This window comes from Vibrio fortis (assembly GCF_024347475.1).
GTDB classification, from domain to species: Bacteria; Pseudomonadota; Gammaproteobacteria; order Enterobacterales; family Vibrionaceae; genus Vibrio; species Vibrio fortis.
Window position 1 is genome coordinate 2,041,663 of record NZ_AP025487.1, and the last position, 16,854, is coordinate 2,058,516.

Consider the following 16,854-nt stretch of genomic DNA (forward strand, 5'->3'; position numbering starts at 1 on the left):
GTATGAAAACATATTTTATCTCAGATCTGCACCTCACCCCTTCTCGACCAGACATTACTGAGTGCTTCTTTACGTTCATGAAAAATGAAGCGGTAGAAGCCGATGCACTCTATGTACTAGGCGATCTTTTTGAATTCTGGATCGGAGATGATGATACCAGCGACTTTGCACGATCCATTCGTCAGGCATTTATCGATTTAGTCGCTCTAGGTGTTCCTTGTTACTTCACACAGGGGAATAGAGATTTCCTGGTCGGCAAGCGATTCGCCAAACAAACAGGCGTTAAGCTACTCGACGAAGTAGAAGTCATAGACATTTACGGACAGCAAGCGGTCGTTCTCCACGGCGACACACTGTGCACCGACGATGTTAAGTACCTCGCATTCAGAGAAAAAGTCCACCAGCCATGGCTACAATGGGTGTTCAACCGAATTCCTTTCTTCATTAAAAAGAGGATTGTTTCCAAAGTACAATCTGACATCAAAGACGATAAGCAGACAAAATCACTCGATATCATGGATGTTACCCAATCCGAAGTAGAAAAGGTGATGAAGGATAACCAGGTAGACCTGATGATTCACGGGCATACACACCGACCTAACGTTCACCGTTTTACAAATGCTGATAATCAGGAACAAACTCGCATCGTGCTTGGTGATTGGTATACCCAAGGTTCTGTTTTGGTAGTAACACCAGAAGGATTTGAATTGCAATCGAGAGAGTTTAGCAACCGATTTCATAACTAAACCCGCTATTTCATACGGTTTATTATGATGCGTCAGACTTTCTATGATTGTATATGGTAATTTCCTCAGAATTAGATATCATCAGTCTATTAGAACTAAACCGAACGCAATACTAAGTGAAATATTCATACGTAGCACGCCAGCCAATACTTGATATTGATAAAAAAACCATAGGTTACGAGTTACTTTTTAGAGACGGCCCAAAAAATACGTTTCCAGAAGTAGAGCCTGAGCTTGCTACCAGTCGCTTACTGTCTGACCATTTCTTGTCTACCCACTACAATACGCTCGGGGACAAGCTCGGTTTTGTTAATTTCCCATACGCCAGCTTAGTTAATCTTGTACCTACGCTTTTCCCGAAAGAGAGCTTAGTAGTTGAGATACTTGAAGACTGTGAGCCGACGGATGAGCTGCTAGAGGCTATCAAAACCATCTACGACGCGGGCTATACCATCGCTCTGGATGACTTTGTACCGAGCAAGGCTTGGAAACGCTTCCTCCCTTACGTCTCGATCATTAAGTTTGACATCCGACTTGTACCAATCGCAAAGGCTTCGATGTTCATGAGCACGATGCGTGATCTCGACATTAAATTCCTCGCTGAAAAAGTCGAAACACACGAAGAGTATGAGCAAGCAAAAGCGGCAGGTTTTAGTTACTTCCAAGGTTATTTCTTTAGCAAGCCGGAGATGATTCAAACGCGTGCGTTGAACCCTGCATTTTTGACCACAATTCAATTGTGCAAAGAGATCGCCAACGAGCCAATCGACTTCAACGAAGTTGAACGCCTGATCACCTTAGACGTCACCTTATCTTACAAGCTACTGACTTACGTAAACTCTGCCGGCGGTGCGACGACAACCATTCGTTCGTTCCGACAAGCGCTGGTGTATCTAGGTGAACAAAAATTGCGTAAGTTCGTCTCTTTGGTCGCGATTGCATCGGCTAAAGAAGATAAGCCTGACTCTCTATATGGACTAGCAGTAATTCGAGCTCGACAATGTGAGCTGCTGATCGAAAAAATGCGCGTTAAAGAGGAACCCGGACAAGCATTCCTAACCGGTATGTTCTCTCTTTTAGATTCCCTACTCGACCAACCTCTGCAAGAAGTATTAAACGCAGTACCTATCGACGAAGAGATCAAGCAAGCTCTAGTAAACCGAAAAGGCGTACTAGGAGCGGTACTCGCCATGGTTGTCGCCTATGAGCAAGCTCGCTGGGATGAAGCGACACGTATTCGCAACTTATTAAAACTGACAGAGGCTCAATTGGGCCAAACTTATGATGAGGCAACCAACTGGGCGCAAGATCTGCTTTCGCCAGTGACGGTATAAAGGTGTATCGCTCCTTTGAGTTTTGTTAGACTAGCGACAATGTTCATGCAGACAACATTTATGGCCTCTCAATTGAGGCCATTTTTATAGGATAAAATTAATGTCTCAATGCCCATGCGGTAGCAAGCAGAGCTACGCCATATGTTGTGAAGTTGCACATCAAGATCATCATAACGTCACCACTCCAGAGCAATTGATGCGTTCGAGATACAGCGCCCATGTACTCGGTTTAGTTGACTATGTCGTCAATACCTATCATCCAAGCTGCCATGCAGAGGAGCAACGTGAAGGTATTGCTGATTCAATTAATAGTGACTGGGCAGGTCTAGAAGTTATTGATACTGCCCAAGGCTCTCACGACGACGAGGGTTTTGTTGAGTTTAAGGCATATTTCAATGAAGACGGCGCACAATATTGCATGCAAGAACGTTCGCGTTTTGTACGTGAAAATGGCTTGTGGTTTTATATTGATGGTGAATTCCCTGAACAACAGCAAGCAGAGCCAGAGATAGACCCTCGCCTCAACCAAACTGTCGAAAGCTTTAAGATTGGCCGTAACGATCCGTGTATTTGTGGCAGCGGTAAAAAGTACAAAAAGTGCTGCGGTTAACGTCGTGGCTTAGGTAGTTGAACTCTATAAAAGATTCCTGATGTCGCTGAAGCTCCTCGGAGTAACGAGACATAGAAGCGAGGAGCTCGACTCAGAAATTGAACACAAAAAAGCCCCATAAACATATTTGTTTACGGGGCTTTTGTTTAGTTCGATATATCAATCCATCGATTATTTATGACGCTCTTTGAGCTTGTTCACTACGTCATTCATCGATAGACCTTGGTCTTGAAGCAGAACCATTAGGTGGTAAATCAAATCCGCAGATTCGCAAACTAATTCCGCCTTATCGCCCGACGTCGCCGCAAGCGCGACTTCAACGCCCTCTTCGCCAACTTTTTGCGAAATACGCTTGGTGCCACGGGCATATAGGCTGGCAGTGTAAGAAGATTCAGGGTCTGAATCCTTGCGGGCAGCCAGTAGCTGCTCAAGTTGATGAAGCCACACCATCTGAGATTCTTCTTGCGGGTCAGAGTCCCAACAAGTTGTCGTGCCTAGGTGACACGTAGGACCAATTGGGTTCACTTTTACCAGTAAGGTATCGTTATCGCAATCTAGTGACATATTCACCAGTTGTAGAACATTTCCTGAAGTCTCACCCTTGGTCCAAAGGCGCTCTTTAGTACGAGAGAAGAAAGTCACTTGACCTGTTTCGCCCGTCTTAGCTAGCGCATCTTGGTTCATGTAACCCATCATCAGTACTTGGCTTGATTGGAAATCTTGTACAATCGCAGGAACGAGACCGTCGACTTTATCCCAATTGATACGTTCAGCTAGCGTGTTTACTTCTGTCGCTGCAAAACTCATAGACGCACCTCTACACCTTGTTGTTTTAGATATTGCTTCAATTCACCAATATTGATGACTTGCTTGTGGAATACAGACGCAGCTAGTGCTCCATCCACATTTGTCTTGTTGTAAGCTTCGGCAAAGTGCTCCATTGCGCCTGCACCACCTGATGCAATCAACGGTACTTTACATACTTCACGCACCATATTGAGTTGCTCTAAGTCATAACCGTTGCGCACGCCGTCTTGGTTCATCATGTTCAATACAATTTCACCAGCGCCGCGCTTTTGCACTTCTTGCACCCAATCTTTAGTTTCCCATTGAGTCGCTTTGGTACGCGCTTCGTCACCAGTGAATTGGTAGACCTGATATTTGCCCGTCTCTTTATCGTAGTAAGAGTCAATACCGACAACGATACACTGCACACCAAACTTATCAGCAAGGTCTGTAATCAGTTGAGGGTTAGCAAGTGCAGGAGAGTTAATGGATACCTTATCCGCACCAAATTCGAGGATACGAGCCGCGTCTTCTGCCGACTTAATACCACCCGCTACACAGAATGGAATATCAATCACTTCAGCGACACGCTTTACCCAGCTCTTATCGACAACACGGCCATCGCTTGATGCCGTAATATCGTAGAAAACCAGTTCGTCGGCACCCTCTTCCGCATAACGTTGTGCCAGCGGGACAATATCACCAATGATCTCGTGATTACGGAACTGAACGCCTTTTACTACTTGTCCATCACGGACGTCTAAACAAGGGATTATTCGCTTTGCCAGCATGCAAATGCCTCCTCTGCGGTGAACTTGCCATCTAGAAGTGCTCTACCAACGATAACGCCAGCCACGCCGCTGCCTTTCAAGGCTTCAATATCTGCCAAGCTGCCGATGCCACCTGATGATTGGAATTGAACCTGTGGGTATTGTTTACATAGGTCAACGTAAAGTTCTACGTTGGAGCCTTCTAACGTTCCATCACGTGAAATATCAGTACATAGCACGTGTTTCAGACCTACGGTTAGGTAGTCTTCAATCAGTGCTTCAATTGTCACACCTGAATCTTCTTGCCAACCAGAAATCGCCACTTTACGAGTGCCGTTTTCATCAATATTGATATCCAGAGCAAGTACGATTTTTTCAGCGCCGTACTTTTCCATCCAACCTTTAACAAGCTCAGGTTGTTTTACTGCTGTTGAGCCAACAACAACACGCTGGGCACCAGCTTCAAGGAGATCGACAACGTCTTGTTCATTACGAACGCCACCGCCAATCTGAATGTTGGCTGGCGTGCTAGCAAGTAGCTTAGCGATCAGATCTAGCTGGCGCGCTGTTGTATCTTTAGCACCAGTAAGATCAACTAGGTGAAGCCAATTGGCACCCGCTTGGTGGTATAAATTAAACTGCTCAGCTGGGTCAACTTTGTATTCTGTTACTTGGCCATAGTCCCCTTGGAATAAGCGAACAACTTGGCCTTCAATTAAATCTAACGCGGGAATAATCATGTACATTCCTTTTATGGCAGCGACTCGCCGCCCAATCCTTTATTACAATTCCAAGAAATTCTGAATCAGCTTAGAACCAGCTTTTGATGAACGCTCTGGGTGGAACTGAACACCATAGTAATTACCGCTTTGAACAGCCGCGGTAAATGGATTTCCATACTCACATTGTGCGATGGTGTAATCCCCTACCGGCATTGCGAAGCTATGTACGAAGTAGAAGTACTCGCCCTCTTCAATGTCTTTAAACAGAGGGTGCTCCGGTACTGATTTCACAGTATTCCAACCCATGTGAGGAAGCGGTAAATCACCGGTATCCATTAAGCGAACTTCACCTTCACATAAACCCAAACATTCAACTAACTCATCAGCTTTTTGGCCTTTCTCTTGCGAAAGCTTGCCTAGAAGCTGCATACCCAGACATATACCAAGCAGCGGCTTTTCTACCTGTTTAACCAGTGAAATCAGATCACGCTCAGCAAGATTTTTCATCGCTTCGCTTGCCGTACCAACTCCCGGCAAAAACAGTTTGTCCGCAGCCAGTACTACCGCAGGATTTTTAGAAATCTCGACGGCATAACCCAGACGTTCAATGGCAAACTTAACCGACGAAACATTGGCACAGCCAGTATCGATGATGACGACTTTCTGCTCTTTCATGTTCATTCCTTACAGTACACCTTTGCTGCTTGGTAACTCATTGCCTTCAACTTTGATTGCTTGGCGCAGAGTACGACCGAACGCTTTAAACAAGCTCTCAATGATGTGGTGATCGTTATCACCTGCAGATGATAGGTGCAGCGTACACGCTAACGTATCGGTTAATGAACGGAAGAAGTGAACCACCATTTCAGTTGAAAGATCGCCGACTTGTTCACGACTGAACTTAGCATCGAATTTCAGGTAAGGACGACCAGAAAGATCGAGAGCACACTGAGCTAGGCATTCATCCATTGGCAAGCTAAAGCCAAATCGGCCAATGCCACGCTTATCACCTAACGCATCTTTTAGTGCTTGGCCAAGTGCTAGCGCTGTGTCTTCAACTGTGTGGTGGTCGTCGATGTGTAGATCACCTTTCACCGATAGATTCATTTGGAATCCGCCGTGTGTCGCGATTTGATCCAGCATGTGGTCGAAGAAGCCCATGCCTGTTTCGATTTTATTGCCGCCCGTTTCATCAAGGTTTACAGCAACTTTAATGTCAGTTTCTTTGGTTGTGCGAACCACTTCTGCAACGCGCGCTTTCACTGTTAGATCTTTTAGGATCTGAGGCCAGTTCATCATGCCTTCAGCATTTGGATCAGGATTGTACTGGATACCACGAATGGCCATGTTTTCAGCCAGTTGTAGGTCAGTAACACGGTCGCCAATCACAACAGAGTTTTGGAAATCGACTTTACCACCTTGCAGATACTCTTTAACCATACCTAGTTTAGGCTTACGACAAGAGCAGTTGTCTTCGTCAAAGTGAGGGCAAATCAGCACGTCATCAAACTTAACGCCTTGAGACTCGAAGAAATCCATCATCATGTTGTGTGGTGCATCGAAATCTGCCTGTGGGTAGCTATCAGTACCTAAACCATCTTGGTTTGTGACCATCACTAGGCGATAGCCCGAATTTTGCAGTGCAAGCAGGCTTGGAATGACAAGCGGTTCAAATTTAAGTTTATCTAAACGGTCAACTTGAAAATCGACAGGTGGCTCAACAATTAAGGTGCCGTCACGGTCGATAAATAATATTTTCTGTTGTTTACTCACTGGAACTTCCTTTTAAATTTAAATCTTGTGGCTTAGATAATGACGTCTAAGCCAAATCAATCTAGTTACTTAGCGTAATAAATAGCAGTTCTCTATTGGTAAAAGTTTCGAATAAAGCCAAGTGTCTTTTCGCACTCTTCTCGATTACCAACGCTGATTCGAACGCAATCTTCAATTGGCGAATTACGCAGAATAATGCCGTTGTCCCATGCCGCTTTGAACAATGCATCACCATCAGGGAATTTCACTAACAGGTAGTTACCCCAACCATCAAATACCGTCAGTTGTGGCATTCCCATCAGTCCTGCTTGTAAATAGGCACGGTTGGCATTCAGATCCAGCACTTGGAACTTCGCACGCGCTAAGCCTTCTTGAGACAGCGCTTGAGTCGCAATCTCAGCGACAGGAACTGGCACTGGGTAAGGTGCGATCACTTTAAGCAGCACATCGATGAGCTCTTTGTTTGCCAGAGTGAAGCCACAACGCAGACCTGCCAAGGCAAAAGCTTTCGATAGTGTTCTTAGGATCGCTAGGTTTGGGTACTGCTCAAGCAGATCGACCGTTGACGCCTCAGGGCAAAAGTCGATATACGCTTCATCCATCACCACAATAGCTTTGTCTTGAGTCATCTCAAGCAGCTTTATGATGTCTTTACGCTCAACCAGGTTACCAGTCGGGTTGTTTGGGCTACATACAAACACAACCTTAACGTTATCAAGCTGAGCTTCGATGGTGTCGAGATCCAGTTGCCAATCCGTAGTTAGTGGCACCACCTTACGCTCAACACCGATGGTTTCAGCACTGATAGCGTACATGCCATAGGTCGGCGGACAGTAAAGAATTGCATCTTCACCCGGCTCACAAAAAGCACGGATAAGCAGTTCAATACCTTCATCAGCACCACGAGTTGTTATTGTTTGTTCAGCTTTGACACCAGCATATTCGGCATATGCTTCAATCATCTCTTTTGGTTGGCACTCACTGTAACGATTGAGACGTGCAAGATTAAGCGTGTACTCGTTATCAAATGGAGATTCATTGGCATTTAGCCACACATCACCAGAACCACCAATTCGTCTCGCGGACAAATAAGGAGTGAGGGCTTGAACTTGTTTTCTTGCTAGCTTTTCCATGAACAACTTACTCTCTTTAATTCTATGCTTCGGCACGATTGAGTTTTTCAACTCGGATGGTTACGGCACGTTTGTGTGCATCAAGCCCTTCAGCTTCAGCCATCGTAACCACCGTTGGTGCTAGGCCCTTCAAACCACCTGCAGATAGCTCTTGAACGGTCATTCTCTTAGAGAAATCCGCCAAGCCTAGGCTAGAGTAGGTTTTGGTGTAACCGTAAGTAGGCAGAACGTGGTTAGTACCCGAAGCGTAGTCACCCGCAGACTCTGGTGACCAGTCACCTAAGAAGATAGAACCTGCATTATCAAGCAGAGGCAGCAGTTCACGTGGGCTCTTGGTCTGAACAATTAGGTGCTCTGGACCATAGAAGTTCGAGATAGCAACCGCTTGGGTAATCGACTCAGCAATAATAATTAGACTAGATGCCAACGCCTGCTGCGCGATATCTGCACGAGACAGCTCTTTAAGCTGTTTTTGCACCGCTTCCGTTACTTGGTCTGCAATCACTGGTGATGGTGTTACCAATACCACTTGAGAATCAGGTCCGTGTTCGGCTTGGCTCAGCAAATCAGCCGCAATGAAATCGGCATCTGCTGTTTCGTCTGCGATAACCAGTACTTCAGAAGGCCCCGCCGGCATATCGATCGCTGCGCCACGGAAGTCGTTGCTCACTTGGCGTTTCGCTTCTGTCACGTAGGCGTTACCCGGACCAAAGATCTTATCAACCTTCGAGACCGTCTCTGTACCATAAGCCATAGCTGCAACCGCTTGGCCGCCACCAACATTGTAAACTTCATCAATTTTGCAAAGCTTAGCGACGTATAGAATCTCATCAGCAATAGGTGGAGGTGAACAAAGCACGACTTTGCGGCAACCTGCTATCTGAGCTGGAACACCTAGCATTAGAACCGTTGACGGAAGTGGCGCGCTGCCACCCGGAATATAAAGACCTACCGTATTGATAGCGCGAGTCACTTGCTCACATACGACGCCAGGTTGTGTCTCAACCTTAATCGGTTGCGGCTTTTGTGCTTCGTGAAACTTAGCGATGTTGTTGTAAGCCTGCTCTAGCGCTTGCTTCATCTCAGGCGTTAAACGAGCGCTCGCTTCTTCAATCTCATCCGCTGAAACGCGAATAGATTTTGGTGTCACTCGGTCAAACTTTTCGGTCAGTTCAGTCAGCGCAGCATCGCCCTCACTTCGCACTTTGGCGATAACCTCAGAAACAGCCGCGGTGATGTTTGCGCCCTCACTGATCGCAGGACGCTCTAGTACAGAATCTTGCTGAGATTCACTTAAAGATTGCCAAACAACGGTTCTCATGCGAATTACCCCATCATCTTTTCGATTGGTAGTACTAGGATTGAACTCGCACCTAGTTCTTTCAATTGTTCCATCGTTTCCCAGAACAAGTTCTCTGTACTTACTAGGTGTACAGCAACTTTATCTTTGTCTGTAGAAAGTGGCAGAACCGTTGGATCTTCAGCGCCAGGCAGCAGTGCTTTGATCTGTTCAAGCTGAGACGTTGGAGCGTGTAGCATGATGTACTTAGACTCTTTTGCCTGCTGTACGCCTTGCATACGAGTAAGTAGCTTTTCAATCAGTGCCGTCTTGTCTGCGTCAAATTCACCAGTACGTTGAATTAGCGTCGCTTTAGATTGGAAAATGATTTCAGCTTCTTTTAGACCGTTTGCTTCTAATGTTGCGCCAGTAGAAACAAGGTCGGCAATCGCATCGGCTAGTCCAGCACGAGGAGCCACTTCTACCGAACCTGTTAGCATACAAGTGCTAAAGTCAACACCTTGCTCATCCATGTAAGCTTTTAGAAGTTGAGGGTAAGTGGTTGCGATGCGCTTACCTGCTAGGTCTTGCGGTCCGTTGTACTCTTCGTCTTTGTTGATTGCGATAGATAAACGGCAACCACCGAAATCAAGACGACGCAGTGTTTGGAACTCCGCAGGCTCTTTAAGAGCAAGGCGATCTAGACGAACTTCTTCCAGTTCATTCTCACCGATGAAACCAAGGTCAACGACACCGTCCATGATCAAACCTGGGATGTCATCATCACGAACCAGTAATAGGTCGATTGGCATATTTAGTGAGTGTACAACTAGGCGCTCACCCATGATGTTGAACTTAACACCACATTTTTTTAGGAGGTCTTGGCACTCTTTACTTAGGCGACCTTTCTTTTGAATTGCGATTCTTAGGCGTTGTGTCTGCATTGCTGTATCCCTGTGCAAATATTTGAATTTATTTAATAATTTAAAGCGCTAAAACTAAAAAACCCTCGGAAGACTTTGTCATCCCGAGGGTTTAAATCTAAATTCTTTTGACTTAACCTCCGGGAGTAATCTTGCTCCCGGGTACGCGTATATCTCCCCGAAAGACTAGATAGGGTGATGATGGTGATGAATGTTCATTACTAATTTACGCATACTTATCAGCTCTTATGTTGTTTGCTGTCTTATCTCCACACTAACCAAGGTGATGGTCTTTTTCAACCATTTATTCGAACTTTTTTCACGATTTTTAAAATTAATTTAACGCCAATAAAAAAGGGAAGCCGTAGCTTCCCTCTTAATTCTTGTTATTTCACTGATTAGCTCTTGCACGTTGCCATTTTGCAGCGCGAGAAGTAACCCAGTGCGAAACACACGCCAACGAATGTCAGTGCCGCCGCTGAGAATGAAAGCGCTACAGAAGCCGTCATACCCAGAACGATGAAGCCTACACACGATACTAGAGCCACAGACAGCGCGTAAGGAAGCTGTGTTGCTACGTGGTCGATGTGGTTACAACGAGCACCTGTTGAAGACAGAATCGTTGTATCTGAGATTGGAGAACAGTGATCACCAAATACAGAACCCGCTAGTACCGCACTCAACATTGGTAGCATAAGTGCAAGGTCGGTCGCGCCAGCCATGTCACCTGCGATTGGTAGCATGATACCGAACGTACCCCATGATGTGCCTGTAGAGAACGCCATTAGGCCCGCAAGCAAGAATAGGATCACAGGTAGCCAGTGGTAATCAATGTTGCCCGTTGCTAGAGAAGATAGGTATGTACCCGTTTTCATGTCGCCAATAACTGAACCGATTGTCCATGCGAACACAAGGATCAGAATTGCACCAAACATTGAACGTGCACCAATCCACATAGTGCGAACAATTTCTACAACTGGAAGTTTTTGCTTAACCACGGTTGCTAGAGCAACAAGTAGGCCTAAGATGCCACCGTAAACAAGCGACTTACCTACATCTGTATTTTCAAATGCACCAAGTAAGTTAAACGCTTGGCCGTCTGCTGCCAGTGCTGCACCACCTGTGTAAAGCATTGCAGCTACTGTCGCCACGATAAGCGATACGATAGGCATGATTAGGTCAGACACTGAACCATTTTGGCTCTCTTCAATGTCTAGCTCTTCATTTAGATCGTGAGCTTGTTGGCTGTCATTATCACCTTCAAAACCACGACCTTGAGATGCTTCAATCTCATGGTCACGCATTTTGCCTACATCAAGGCCAAACCACGCCACTGCAAATACCATAAGTAGTGCAAATACTGCGTAGAAGTTCATTGGGATAAGACGGATGTATGCGCCCAGAGCCGAGTACTCAGTCATACCATGAGTCACAAGAATGCCACCAATAATAGTCATGATGTATGCACCCCAGCTTGATGCCGGCATGATCACACACATTGGAGCAGCGGTTGAGTCTAGGATATAAGCAAGCTTAGCGCGAGATACGTAGAAACGGTCTGTTACAGGGCGAGAAATCGCACCAACGGCTAGGCTATTGAAATAGTCATCAACGAAGATGAATACACCTAGGAATGCAGCCAATAGTTTAGAACCACGTTTGCTCTTAACACGAGACTGTGCCCATTCAGCAAACGCTCGAGTACCACCAGATAGCGTTAGCAGCGCCGTCATCATACCCAATAGAAGAAGGAACGCGACAATACTCATGTTCCAAGTGTTAATACCGCCGTCTTCAATGAAAACACCCGATACCTTAGTAACAACATAGCTCGCTGCATTACCAACTGAATAGTCAGCCAGTAGGATAGCGCCCATTACAATACCGACACCAAGAGAAACTAAAACACGACGAGTCACAATAGCAAGGCTCAGTGCCACAAGCGGCGGAAGCAATGATAAAGGCGATGTTGCAAAATCTATTAAATTCATGATCTTCAAAAACCAGTTTATTTTTATTTGGCTAGAGATCTACTGCAGACAAACTCGGTACAGGTGACCAAGCTCATGTTGAACTAAGCGAAAGGGAAGTGAACACTTCACCCAACCCTACAGTAGCGCTCCATAGTTTAAAATTAAGACTATGGCAGTGTTGTACCTATTTAGCACAACCCCAGCAAATTGCTTAGATATACAATTTACTTCGGCAATTACACCTTTTGCTCCCATTCATTGGCATCACCCCAATGAGAGTTACTCTTTGCAATTGCACCTCTACGTGCGATAACACTTTTAACTATTGTTAGTTTAATTTAACAACAATTTAACCAGCGTAGCGCATCAGGTAGCCGCAATTGTACTCAACAAAAGCAACAATGCAACATATCATCCCGAGAAAAATAACTTTTTTGTTAGTAAAGTAATCAAGGTGCTCACAACATAGCCACGCCTACTCCACTAGTCACATATCACATTTATAGAGTAGCACTACAATTATTATATCTTAAACTTAGCTACTCATCGGTTTTTCTGAAAGTTCCCTCTCTTTTTCAATATTTAAATAAGTTCCGATAAAAAATACTGTTTGTTTTCTTTAATACCTCTGTTTATTATTAGGAGGATTAATTAATTTATCTTGATGGGAAATATCATGTCTGAATTAACAAAAACTCTATTAAATATCCGTAGCCTTCGTGCATTCTCACGTGAATTAACTCTTGAGCAACTAGAAGAAGCACTAGACAAACTGACTATTGTTGTACAAGAGCGTCAAGAAGCTGAAGCTGAAGAACGTGCTGCTCGTGCAGAACAAGAAGCTAAGCTAGCTGCAATCGCAGATCAAATTGCTAAAGACGGCATTGACGTTGCAGATCTAATTGCTGCTCTTTCTGGCGAGTCAAAAGCAAAAGGCACCAAATCTAAGCGTGCTCCACGCCCTGCTAAATACAAATACGTTGATGGAAACGGCGAAGAGAAAACTTGGACTGGTCAAGGTCGTACGCCTTCTGCTATCCAACAGCAACTTGATGCTGGTAAATCTCTAGAAGATTTCGCTATCTAATAATTAGCAATCAAATTCATATAATAAAGGCCTATTTCGATAGGCCTTTATTTTTATCTGAATCAAACTGCTCTTTTAACTTTTCCCTCTTAAACAGTGTCGATACCATCACTGCCTTTCCTTTAGCTAAACACAGCCACAACCAAACCAAATCTCTTTGGAATAAACACTCAAAGCTAGGTGCATCACCTACCGTTGTTAACTGTATTTTTTAACCAAGCTATTCATCAAACACAAGGCTACGTACTTTTGTTTTACACCAACCCAAGTGAGAATAAGCAGGTTCATCACGTTCAACGTTAATTACCAAAAACCCAAAATTTATCTAGCGTTATACTAAAGTATATATGCCTGTGAATGCTGTTCCATTTTTGCCTGTAACGAATAATGCTCTCATCAATAACCGCCCCATTGTGCAATAGTCTCATTATTATTATGTATATACACGCACATGATAATCATCTGCGCATTATACATGCCGAATATTTCGAGACTTTTCTTAAGAACTTTCGACAACCACTTACACAAATAAAATACGAGGGTTTTCCCTCACTATTACTTACTTGACTATCGGCGATTTGAAACCTAAATCACACATTCGAATATTAATAGAAATAAAAAAACCTCAAACTAGGTTTGAGGTTTTTAGTCGATTCAACTTTAAATAGCGAAAGAGATTAACGCTCCCAATACGCTTCTTCTAAGCTATCTTCTCGCTCTGGAAGACCACGAGATAAACGTGGAGAGTGCTGAACTAATACTTCGTAACTTGCACGGTTTGAATATTTACATACTTGTGAAAACGAAGAGTAAGTCAAAAACGAGTGTTGGTGCTTACTTGAATTTGGCACGTTCTCTTTATGGTACTTATTAGCAGCCATATCATGTAGCAACGCAGATAATGCGGCATCGCCTGCGCCGTTAGTATTCTTAATTTTTTCAGGTCCGCCCATGTATGGTGCAATATGCGAGTACACTTTAATTGGAGACTCACACAATGCCTTGTGCGCAGGACGACTAAATTCAAAGCGGTTGAACTCAGCAATAGAACCCGGTAGCAACGGCAATGTCGTTTCGCGCTTTGCAGCCTCTTCCGTGTAACCCGCCATAAATAGACCCACTGGGCCTGCGGTACACAGAACTAAATCCACCCAATCTAGCGTCTTGTCTGATGCGGCCAGCGGATCGCTTTCACCCGTTAGTGCTTCTGCTTCATCTTCATTCATCGCGACAACAGTAACGTGCTGCTCTAAGAAATCTTTCCAGAACTCAGGGTCGTCTTGAATAACGAATTTAGTACCCAGTGTAAGTACTACAGGTACATCATATTTCTTCGCGTATTCAATCGCCTTCATCGTCGCTTCAGGCATTGGGTCACCTGGCTTACAGCGAACAAGGTATGCGGTAAGCACTAGTGCAGATGCGTTTTTAAAAATCTTCTCTGGAATGCTGTCTGGATTTAGCTGGTTCATTTGACCTTCGCTGATTGCAAAGGTACGTTCACCATCTTCTGTGATTAAAGCAAAGCAACGACCGATTGCGCCATCTACCCCTTGTAAATGGTTCAGATCCATTCGGCTTGATGTGTTACACAGGTAACGGTAGCCGTAGCTGCCGATTTTAATGTCTTGGCTCATTACACCCAGTAGTGTCGAGCGATCATCAGCTAATACTGAATAGTTGTGAAGCGTGTTACCAATTGTGCCACCAGCATACTCATTAGTAATAAGACACTGCTCTTTTAACTCTTGATATAGAGATTCTGCAGCTTCGTCATTGATAACCAACGAGTGGCCTTTACTTAAACCGTACTTTTCAATTAATTCTGAACTCACTTTCGCTTCGATATCCACCAAAGTTTGGTCAATACCAATAATATGAGTGCGAGACATCTTTTTGCTGTTCTGAGATTGGCTCACTAATGGATCACGAGCATGAACCGGAAAATAGTGCTTTGATTTACGTTGTCCAGGAAATTTCATAAGGCTAGTCTAAGTCAAGGGGAAATAGGGGGCGGATTCTACCGCGCTATATTTAGCGCGGCAATCACTCAAACTATAGCAAACGTTTGCATGGGTATTTTTTTATTCGCCTTCCATAAAGCTTAGATCTGGCAGCATATCAAGATGTTCTGCATAACGCTTTTGGTTGAACTCAGCGTTGTTCTTCATGACATCAAATACCTCAATCGCAAGTGCACATGCCATCGCTGCAATCGCATCTTCGCGAGAGTGACCAGTCATCATCAGACGCATTAAGGTCTCTTTTACCTTGATTGGTTGTCCATCTTCTAGTTGATTCTCAATAATTTCAATCAACTGTTCTTCTTGCATAAATTCATCTTGCTCAGACATTTTTTTATCTCAGGTCTTGGATTTTCAGCGACTATGCCACATATAGGTCTGACATCCTAGCGACTCGCTTCGCTTTCATCAGATTCCCATTGAAAGACAGCGCACTTCTTGTGCAAAAGAAACTGTGATTCCGGTCTCGGATCTGTCACGTTGTTTCTCTTTCTGTTAGAATCTGCGACCAAGTAATAGTAACGGTGTTTAGACATGTCAGATATCAGCTCTGGAAACAGCCAAAAGAAAGTAATTGTCGGTATGTCCGGCGGTGTAGATTCGTCAGTTTCGGCGTATCTTCTCCAGCAACAAGGCTATCAGGTAGAAGGCCTTTTCATGAAAAACTGGGAAGAAGACGATAACGAAGAGTACTGTACGGCAGCTGAAGATCTTGCGGATGCGCAAGCGGTTTGTGACAAGCTAGGTATCCACCTTCACACTATCAACTTTGCAGCAGAGTACTGGGACAACGTATTCGAATACTTCCTTGCTGAATACAAAGCAGGTCGTACGCCAAACCCAGACATTCTTTGTAACAAAGAAATCAAATTCAAAGCCTTCCTTGAATTTGCGGATGAAGTATTAGACGCAGACTACATTGCAATGGGTCACTATGTTCGTCGTACTTTCCCAACACAAGAAGAGCTAGATGCAGGTAAAAAACCTGAAATGCTTCGTGGTCTAGATAGTAATAAAGACCAAAGCTACTTCCTATATACACTGAGCTCAGATCAAGTTGCGCGTAGCCTATTCCCAGTGGGTGAATTAGAGAAGCCAGAAGTACGTAAAATTGCGGAAGAGCAAGACCTAATCACGGCTAAGAAGAAAGATTCAACCGGTATCTGCTTCATCGGTGAGCGCAAGTTCACGGAATTCTTAGGTAAATACCTACCAGCACAGCCAGGTGATATCGAAACACCAGAAGGCAAAGTGATTGGTAAGCATAACGGTCTGATGTACCACACTCTTGGTCAACGTAAAGGCCTACATATTGGTGGCACTAAAGGTGGTGGCGGCAACGAAGCACCATGGTTTGTTGGTGAGAAAGACCTTAAGCGTAACGTATTGATTGCGGTACAAGGTAAAGACCACCCTCTTCTAAAATCTGAAGGTTTAATTGCGTCGCAACTGCATTGGGTAGACCGCGCACCAATTACCGATGTTTTGAAGTGCACAGTAAAAACTCGTTACCGCCAAACAGATATTCCTTGTACAATCATTCCAATTGACGATGAGAACATCAAGGTTATCTTCGACGAGCCTCAAATTGCAGTGACTCCGGGTCAATCAGCAGTATTCTACCAAGGTGAAGTTTGTCTTGGTGGCGGCATCATCGAAAAACGCATCTAATAAAAAGAACTAGGAGTTACTAC

At 44.5% G+C, this 16,854-nt stretch carries 16 protein-coding genes, 1 riboswitch and 1 other annotated feature; of the genes, 5 read left to right on the forward strand and 11 right to left on the reverse strand.

Translation table 11 applies throughout. The features are described 5' to 3' along the window. Positions 1-2 precede the first annotated feature (2 nt). The 3 genes from lpxH (at position 3) to OCV50_RS08825 (ending at position 2,690) form a co-directional block, all read left to right on the forward strand. A complete protein-coding gene (lpxH, locus tag OCV50_RS08815) occupies positions 3-746 on the forward strand; it encodes a UDP-2,3-diacylglucosamine diphosphatase (protein ID WP_261902817.1) in 744 nt (247 codons plus the stop codon). 116 nt (positions 747-862) lie between these two features. Beyond that, the gene (locus OCV50_RS08820; RefSeq protein ID WP_239842737.1) at positions 863-2,080 is read left to right on the forward strand and encodes an EAL and HDOD domain-containing protein; all 1,218 of its coding nucleotides are present in this window, start codon (positions 863-865) and stop codon (positions 2,078-2,080) included. A 100-nt stretch (positions 2,081-2,180) separates the two neighbouring features. Further along, a complete protein-coding gene (locus tag OCV50_RS08825; protein WP_261902818.1) occupies positions 2,181-2,690 on the forward strand; it encodes a YchJ family protein in 510 nt (169 codons plus the stop codon). Between the two features lie 171 nt (positions 2,691-2,861). On the opposite strand, the gene hisIE is transcribed toward OCV50_RS08825, so the two are convergent. From hisIE to OCV50_RS08870, 9 genes are all read right to left on the reverse strand, one after another. Further along, positions 2,862-3,497, reverse strand: a complete 636-nt coding sequence (gene hisIE, locus OCV50_RS08830) for a bifunctional phosphoribosyl-AMP cyclohydrolase/phosphoribosyl-ATP diphosphatase HisIE (RefSeq protein ID WP_261902819.1) — start codon at positions 3,495-3,497, stop codon at positions 2,862-2,864. Beyond that, a complete protein-coding gene (gene hisF, locus OCV50_RS08835) occupies positions 3,494-4,267 on the reverse strand; it encodes an imidazole glycerol phosphate synthase subunit HisF (RefSeq protein WP_032552105.1) in 774 nt (257 codons plus the stop codon). Before hisF ends, hisIE begins: the two co-directional genes overlap by 4 nt. Then, entirely contained in the window at positions 4,249-4,986 is a 738-nt protein-coding gene (gene hisA, locus OCV50_RS08840) for a 1-(5-phosphoribosyl)-5-[(5-phosphoribosylamino)methylideneamino]imidazole-4-carboxamide isomerase (protein WP_032552104.1), read from the reverse strand. The genes hisF and hisA overlap by 19 nt, the downstream gene beginning before the upstream one ends. A gap of 42 nt (positions 4,987-5,028) precedes the next feature. Further along, positions 5,029-5,643, reverse strand: coding sequence for an imidazole glycerol phosphate synthase subunit HisH (hisH, locus tag OCV50_RS08845; RefSeq protein ID WP_239842734.1), 615 nt, complete (start codon positions 5,641-5,643; stop codon positions 5,029-5,031). 9 nt (positions 5,644-5,652) lie between these two features. Further along, on the reverse strand, positions 5,653-6,741 hold the full coding sequence (hisB, locus tag OCV50_RS08850) for a bifunctional histidinol-phosphatase/imidazoleglycerol-phosphate dehydratase HisB (RefSeq protein ID WP_261902820.1): 1,089 nt from the start codon (positions 6,739-6,741) through the stop codon (positions 5,653-5,655). Between the two features lie 92 nt (positions 6,742-6,833). After that, positions 6,834-7,874 carry a histidinol-phosphate transaminase gene (gene hisC / locus OCV50_RS08855; RefSeq protein ID WP_261902821.1) on the reverse strand — a complete coding sequence of 347 codons (1,041 nt, stop codon included), beginning with the start codon at positions 7,872-7,874 and terminating at the stop codon, positions 6,834-6,836. 22 nt (positions 7,875-7,896) lie between these two features. After that, positions 7,897-9,201, reverse strand: coding sequence for a histidinol dehydrogenase (hisD, locus tag OCV50_RS08860; RefSeq protein WP_261904148.1), 1,305 nt, complete (start codon positions 9,199-9,201; stop codon positions 7,897-7,899). Then, complete coding sequence (hisG, locus tag OCV50_RS08865; protein WP_239842731.1) at positions 9,201-10,097, reverse strand: ATP phosphoribosyltransferase; 897 nt, start codon at positions 10,095-10,097, stop codon at positions 9,201-9,203. The genes hisD and hisG overlap by 1 nt, the downstream gene beginning before the upstream one ends. A gap of 53 nt (positions 10,098-10,150) precedes the next feature. Continuing rightward, positions 10,151-10,287, reverse strand: a sequence feature (His leader region). Positions 10,288-10,474: 187 nt separating this feature from the next. Further along, on the reverse strand, positions 10,475-12,067 hold the full coding sequence (locus OCV50_RS08870; protein WP_239842730.1) for a Na+/H+ antiporter NhaC family protein: 1,593 nt from the start codon (positions 12,065-12,067) through the stop codon (positions 10,475-10,477). Between the two features lie 115 nt (positions 12,068-12,182). Continuing rightward, a riboswitch (Lysine riboswitch) is annotated at positions 12,183-12,360 on the reverse strand. Between the two features lie 365 nt (positions 12,361-12,725). On the opposite strand from OCV50_RS08870, the gene OCV50_RS08875 reads away from it, so the two are divergent. Next, positions 12,726-13,136 (forward strand): H-NS family histone-like protein, encoded by a 411-nt coding sequence (locus OCV50_RS08875; RefSeq protein WP_239842729.1) that lies wholly within the window; start codon positions 12,726-12,728, stop codon positions 13,134-13,136. Positions 13,137-13,813: 677 nt separating this feature from the next. Here the strand turns inward: OCV50_RS08875 and OCV50_RS08880 are convergent. Then, the gene (locus OCV50_RS08880) at positions 13,814-15,118 is read right to left on the reverse strand and encodes an inosine/guanosine kinase (protein ID WP_239842728.1); all 1,305 of its coding nucleotides are present in this window, start codon (positions 15,116-15,118) and stop codon (positions 13,814-13,816) included. 102 nt (positions 15,119-15,220) lie between these two features. Beyond that, positions 15,221-15,490: a hypothetical protein gene (locus OCV50_RS08885; protein ID WP_032552095.1), complete on the reverse strand. Its 270-nt coding sequence runs from the start codon at positions 15,488-15,490 to the stop codon at positions 15,221-15,223. 204 nt (positions 15,491-15,694) lie between these two features. Here OCV50_RS08885 and mnmA point away from each other — a divergent pair, with 204 nt between their 5' ends. Continuing rightward, on the forward strand, positions 15,695-16,831 hold the full coding sequence (gene mnmA / locus OCV50_RS08890) for a tRNA 2-thiouridine(34) synthase MnmA (RefSeq protein WP_152469003.1): 1,137 nt from the start codon (positions 15,695-15,697) through the stop codon (positions 16,829-16,831). The last annotated feature ends 23 nt before the right edge of the window (positions 16,832-16,854 follow it).